The following is a 4,749-nucleotide window of genomic DNA, read 5'->3' as shown; positions in this document are numbered from 1 at the left end:
GCGCTCGACAAACGCACCCCAGACGCGGCATACTTCGAGCAAGCAGAGATACGAAAAGCGGCATGAACATAAATCTGATGCATCTTAGACAAGCCGCAAACCTGTCCTAAAAAGCAGGACCACTTCAGGAAGTCTTGGGGCCGACAGTTCAGAACCCGCGAAATAGCCTCTAGATCCTTGGTCTTGGGAGGATTTTCGCCGGTGAGCCAGCGGCTCACGGTGCGCACATTTCTTCTCGTCGCGGCCGCTAGATCAGCGCGCTTCTTTCCCTCTTCCTTGAGCTTCTTGCGAAGAAGTTCTGCCTTGAACGCCATAGTTGCTTCCTTTGTCATCTATGTTCACAATGTGCAGGACAAAAGTCACTATATCAATTTGGCATTTTTTGTCTCTCATCTCACAAAACTATTGATTTTTGTCGGCTGAGTCGCAAAAAAAATTGGCGCAGGTGACATAAGTAGAGACATTTGTAGATGGCGGCCAAGCCGTCAGATCGTCGGCGACACTCAAAGATTCCGACCAAAGCAATCGATTCTGAGGGGATTCGGGAAATCGCCCCCCTAAGCGTCGGCCTTCGGATTCTCGACCGCCCGGCGGCCCGACGCTGCAAGTAACGCTTCCTAGGCGTTTCCGGGATTGTTGCGTGGTGCGGCAGAAGTCGGCATCTCTCCAAACAATCCCGCCACACAAAATTGACGCTCGGCTACTCTTGATTTCGCGGTCATACACCAACCCGTTGTTTTAACTTGAAATCCATTCCACATCGCGGCCACCACAGGGCAAAACAGCACCTGAGGTTCGCCCGCCATGCCCGACACCGACGTCAATTTCGCCCCTCCACCTGAAACGCTGACCGCCGATGAGCGGCTGGCGGAACTCGCAAAGATCCTCGCCACAGCCGTGGATCGCATCAACCCACCGACAATAAACGAGAATTCTTCGAACGACCGAGACAGTTCGCTGGACATCCTCGCTCTTGTTCGCCGTCGTCGTCACCAGTTGCGAACCCGAGTTGGAGAGGACGAATGACGAAAACCAAAACGAAATCAGTAGGAAAGAGAACGGGCTTTGGCTTCGCGCAGGGCCACGCTGTCCTGGCGGACCTGGTCGCGCTGAAGGCCATGACTGTGCCCGAGTTGCGCGAGAAATGGGCGGCGATCTTTGACGCGCCCGCGCCGAACACCAGCCGCCAGAACCTCGAACTGCGGCTTGGCTACCGCATCCAGGAACTGGCCCTAGGCGGCATAGGCCGCGACACGCAGCGGACTCTGGATGCGTTGGCGGCGGAGGTGGTCTCCGGCGAACCGGGTCAGGTAATGACCGACCCACGACGGCCTTTGCCGGGCACCAAGCTGGTCCGCGAATGGAACGGCGTTGAGCACACTGTCACGGTGCTGACGAAGGGCTTCGAGTGGCAGGGTCGCCGGTACAAGTCACTCTCCGGCGCAGCGCGGGCCATCACCGGCGCGAACTGGAACGGCTGGAAGTTCTTCGGTTTCACCCCACGCCCGAGGATCAGCAAATGACGCGCCAACCACAGCCACAACCGCCCCGCCGCCTGCGCTGCGCCATCTACACCCGCAAATCGAGCGAGGAAGGGCTCGACATGGAGTTCAACAGCCTCGACGCCCAGCGGGAGGCTTGCGAGGCCTATATCGCCAGCCAGAAGGCCGAGGGCTGGGTCTGCCTGCGCGACAAATATGATGACGGTGGCTTCTCCGGCGGCACGCTGGAACGCCCCGCCCTGAAGGACTTGATCGCCGACATCGAGGACGGGCTGATCGACATCGTCGTGGTCTACAAGATTGACCGCCTCAGCCGAGCACTGATGGATTTCTCGAAACTGGTCGAGATCTTCGACAAGCACGGCGTCACCTTTGTTTCTGTCACGCAGTCCTTCAACACCACCACGTCGATGGGGCGGCTGACGCTGAACATCCTGCTCAGCTTTGCCCAATTCGAGCGCGAGGTTATCGGCGAGCGGATCCGCGACAAGGTCGCTGCATCGCGCAAGAAGGGCATCTGGATGGGCGGGCCGGTGCCACTCGGGTACAACGTGAAGGACCGCAAGCTGATCGTGGACCCGGCCGAGGCCGAGACGGTGCGGACGATCTTCACGCTCTATGCCCGGTCCAGTTCCACGGCGCAGGTGGTCCGCGAGTTGGATGCGCGTGCGATTCTGACCAAGACCGGCAGACCCTACGACAAGACCTCGCTGCTCAAGACCCTGCACAACAAGGTCTATCGTGGCCTCGCGGTGCACAAGGGCAACGCCTATCCCGGCGAGCACGACGCGATCATCGACGAGACGCTCTGGGACGAGGTGCATGAGGTGATCGCGAACAACCGGTATCTTAGGAAGGCCGCAGCTCAAGAACCCTCACCGGCGCTGCTGCGCGGGCTGATCTTCACCGAAACCGGCGTGGCCATGACTCCGCACCACACCAAGAAAGGCACGCGCCGCTATCGTTATTACGTCTCGATGGACGTGATCAAGAAACGGCCCAAGGCCGAATTGCGCGGACCGCAGCGATTGCCGGGTGGCATGGTCGAGGATGCCGTGGTCGGTGAAATCCGCCGCCTGCTGCGCACTCCCGAGGTTGCCGCACGGGTGTCGCGGACCATGCGCAAGGATCGGCCTGACCTTGGCGAGGCGGACATCAGCGCCTCGCTGACCCAGTTCGATGAGATGTGGAACGCGCTGATCCCGGCCGAACAGGCCCGAGTGGTCCGGCTTCTGGTGGCGCGGGTCACCGCCAGTGAGGCCGGGCTGGCGGTCGATCTGCGCCATGAGGGCTTGGGCACGATTGCCGCGCTGATGGCCCCGGCCAAGCCGGAGGTGGCGTGATGGCAGAGCCCGAGACCCTCCGCGTCCACATCCCGCTCACCCTGCGCAATCGCGGCGGCCGCCCGCGTATCCTGCCGCCCAAGGAGATCGAAGTAGCCATGGAACGCGGCCAAGACTCCCGGCTACTGCGTGCCATCGGCCGCGCATGGGACTGGCGGCGCAGGCTGGGGCGCGGCGACGTCAACACCATCGCTGACCTTGCCAGAGAGGAAGGTATCTCCGACCGCTATGTCAGCCGCGTGATCCGGCTGGCATGGCTCGCGCCCTCCGTGCTGGAGCGGCTGGTCCTCCGGCGCGAGCCAACCGTGCTGTCGATCTTCGACCTCTGCGGCGTGGCGGAGCTGCCTTGGATCGAGCAGCCGGAACGGGTGTTTGATTGATTTCTGTTGCAGTCAGGTCGCAAATGTTGGTCGCGAGAAAACTCGGATCCATCTAAGCTTCCTCCACATTTCTGGAGAAGCCCACATGAAGATCGGTCAATTCGTCAAGCGCAACGTTCGCGCAATTTTTCAATACTGCGAAACAGGCGATCCTTCGGAGTTTGCCCGTCTCCAAGACCCTCAGTATTCAAAAGAAACCTTCGACATCAACTATCCTTTCTGCAAGCCCGTCTCGAAAATTGCACCTGAGGAGCACGTGCGGTTTTACAACGCCACGCACGAAGTTCACGGCGTCCCGGTGCGGGTAACAAGTCAATGGTTCAACCCTCCAACCAGCAAGAGCCTTTCCCTCTTTCGCCAATATCTGGCAAAGCGAGAGATCGCCCATGACGTCAACCCGCACTCAGAACCACCCTCGGTTGAGGCAAAAGAACGGGCGGCTCGTGGGCGCTACCGCGGCAGTGCCATCGGCATCGCTCAGAATGCCTTTATCCGACATCTTCTCAGCCGCATTGGCGACGAACAGTTCAACGCCGAACAATGGGAGGCAGTCCTTTCCGATTTCGGTCAACGGTGCGCCTATTGCGGCGCGGAGGGGGATTTGGTGATGGAACACGTCATTCCGATCAACCGCACGTCCCTTGGCGAACACCGACTCGGCAATCTCGTTCCTGCTTGCCGACGCTGTAACGCCACGAAAGCCGACCAAGATTATCGCGCTTTCTTAGGTCCGGAAACGGAAAGGATTTCCGCAATAGAGGCTCATATGGCGAAACATGACTATTTGCCGATAGGGGAAAACCAGAGGCTCAGGCAGATTATCGAACTCGCTCACCAAGACGTGCGCCAGCTTGCAGATCGCTACGCGGCGATAGTCGACACCATGCTTGGGGACCAAGAAGACAAAGCATGAGTATTCCTTGGGGGTTTGGGATGCGAACCTACCCAAGAAATCCGCCGATTTACGATGGCATCCCGAGCAACGCGCCTACCGCGTGTTCTGTCTATGTTGCCAACGATATCGTTCGGAACGCGCGTTTAGGTTTTGGCGGGACGCGGAAGCAGGCCGTTGAAAAGTAGGGAGAAAACGGGACCGAACCTCAACGGGAGAGGTTCGCCCAAACTGAGACTGTGGGCCATTCTGAGCCCGGCCTTGGCCAAGCTGCGCGTCTATGAGGTTCGGTCGGTTCACGCAAACCCCTTTGATAACACGGAAAAATCCGTGCCCGTCAGGGCGGTGTCACTGGTTCGCAATGGGGATAATGGCGGAGACGAAGGGATTGCAAAAATCTCCCTAACTCAACGCAACACTACGATGTAAGCCACATTAGATCAATAGGTTAGAAAGAAATTCAGGCGACTTTCAACTCTCTGAAAAAACGAAATTGCACCAAGATTTGAAGTGGTCCGGCAAATTTGGACAGCGTGCTAAGATGTATCCAACGCGCACGAATGGATACGAGAATGACAAAGCGACGGAACTTTTCAGACAAGTTTAAAGCTGCTGTGGCGCTTGAGGCGCTG

General features: G+C 58.6%; 6 protein-coding genes. 5 read left to right on the top strand and 1 reads right to left on the bottom strand.

Going from position 1 to position 4,749, the window contains the following annotated elements:
* A partial coding sequence (locus tag ROE7235_RS18755) for a helix-turn-helix domain-containing protein (protein WP_183073587.1) occupies window positions 1-314 on the bottom strand: 314 nt, incomplete at its 3' end.
* A 490-nt stretch (window positions 315-804) separates the two neighbouring features.
* Here ROE7235_RS18755 and ROE7235_RS20005 point away from each other — a divergent pair.
* The 5 genes from ROE7235_RS20005 to ROE7235_RS18735 all read left to right on the top strand — a co-directional run bounded on the left by ROE7235_RS20005 (window position 805) and on the right by ROE7235_RS18735 (window position 4,138).
* On the top strand, window positions 805-1,026 hold the full coding sequence (locus tag ROE7235_RS20005) for a hypothetical protein (protein ID WP_143535591.1): 222 nt from the start codon (window positions 805-807) through the stop codon (window positions 1,024-1,026).
* Window positions 1,023-1,523: a DUF2924 domain-containing protein gene (locus tag ROE7235_RS18750; protein ID WP_085880018.1), complete on the top strand. Its 501-nt coding sequence runs from the start codon at window positions 1,023-1,025 to the stop codon at window positions 1,521-1,523. Before ROE7235_RS20005 ends, ROE7235_RS18750 begins: the two co-directional genes overlap by 4 nt.
* Window positions 1,520-2,845: a recombinase family protein gene (locus ROE7235_RS18745; RefSeq protein WP_085880017.1), complete on the top strand. Its 1,326-nt coding sequence runs from the start codon at window positions 1,520-1,522 to the stop codon at window positions 2,843-2,845. The genes ROE7235_RS18750 and ROE7235_RS18745 overlap by 4 nt, the downstream gene beginning before the upstream one ends.
* Window positions 2,845-3,225, top strand: a complete 381-nt coding sequence (locus ROE7235_RS18740; protein WP_121097384.1) for a hypothetical protein — start codon at window positions 2,845-2,847, stop codon at window positions 3,223-3,225. Before ROE7235_RS18745 ends, ROE7235_RS18740 begins: the two co-directional genes overlap by 1 nt.
* An 85-nt stretch (window positions 3,226-3,310) precedes the next feature.
* Window positions 3,311-4,138 carry an HNH endonuclease gene (locus tag ROE7235_RS18735; RefSeq protein WP_085880015.1) on the top strand — a complete coding sequence of 276 codons (828 nt, stop codon included), beginning with the start codon at window positions 3,311-3,313 and terminating at the stop codon, window positions 4,136-4,138.
* The last annotated feature ends 611 nt before the right edge of the window (window positions 4,139-4,749 follow it).

Source organism: Roseinatronobacter ekhonensis (assembly GCF_900499075.1).
In the GTDB taxonomy this organism is placed as follows: domain Bacteria; phylum Pseudomonadota; class Alphaproteobacteria; order Rhodobacterales; family Rhodobacteraceae; genus Roseinatronobacter; species Roseinatronobacter ekhonensis.
Note: the sequence above shows the minus strand (reverse complement) of the source record. Positions and strands in the feature narration are given on the sequence as shown.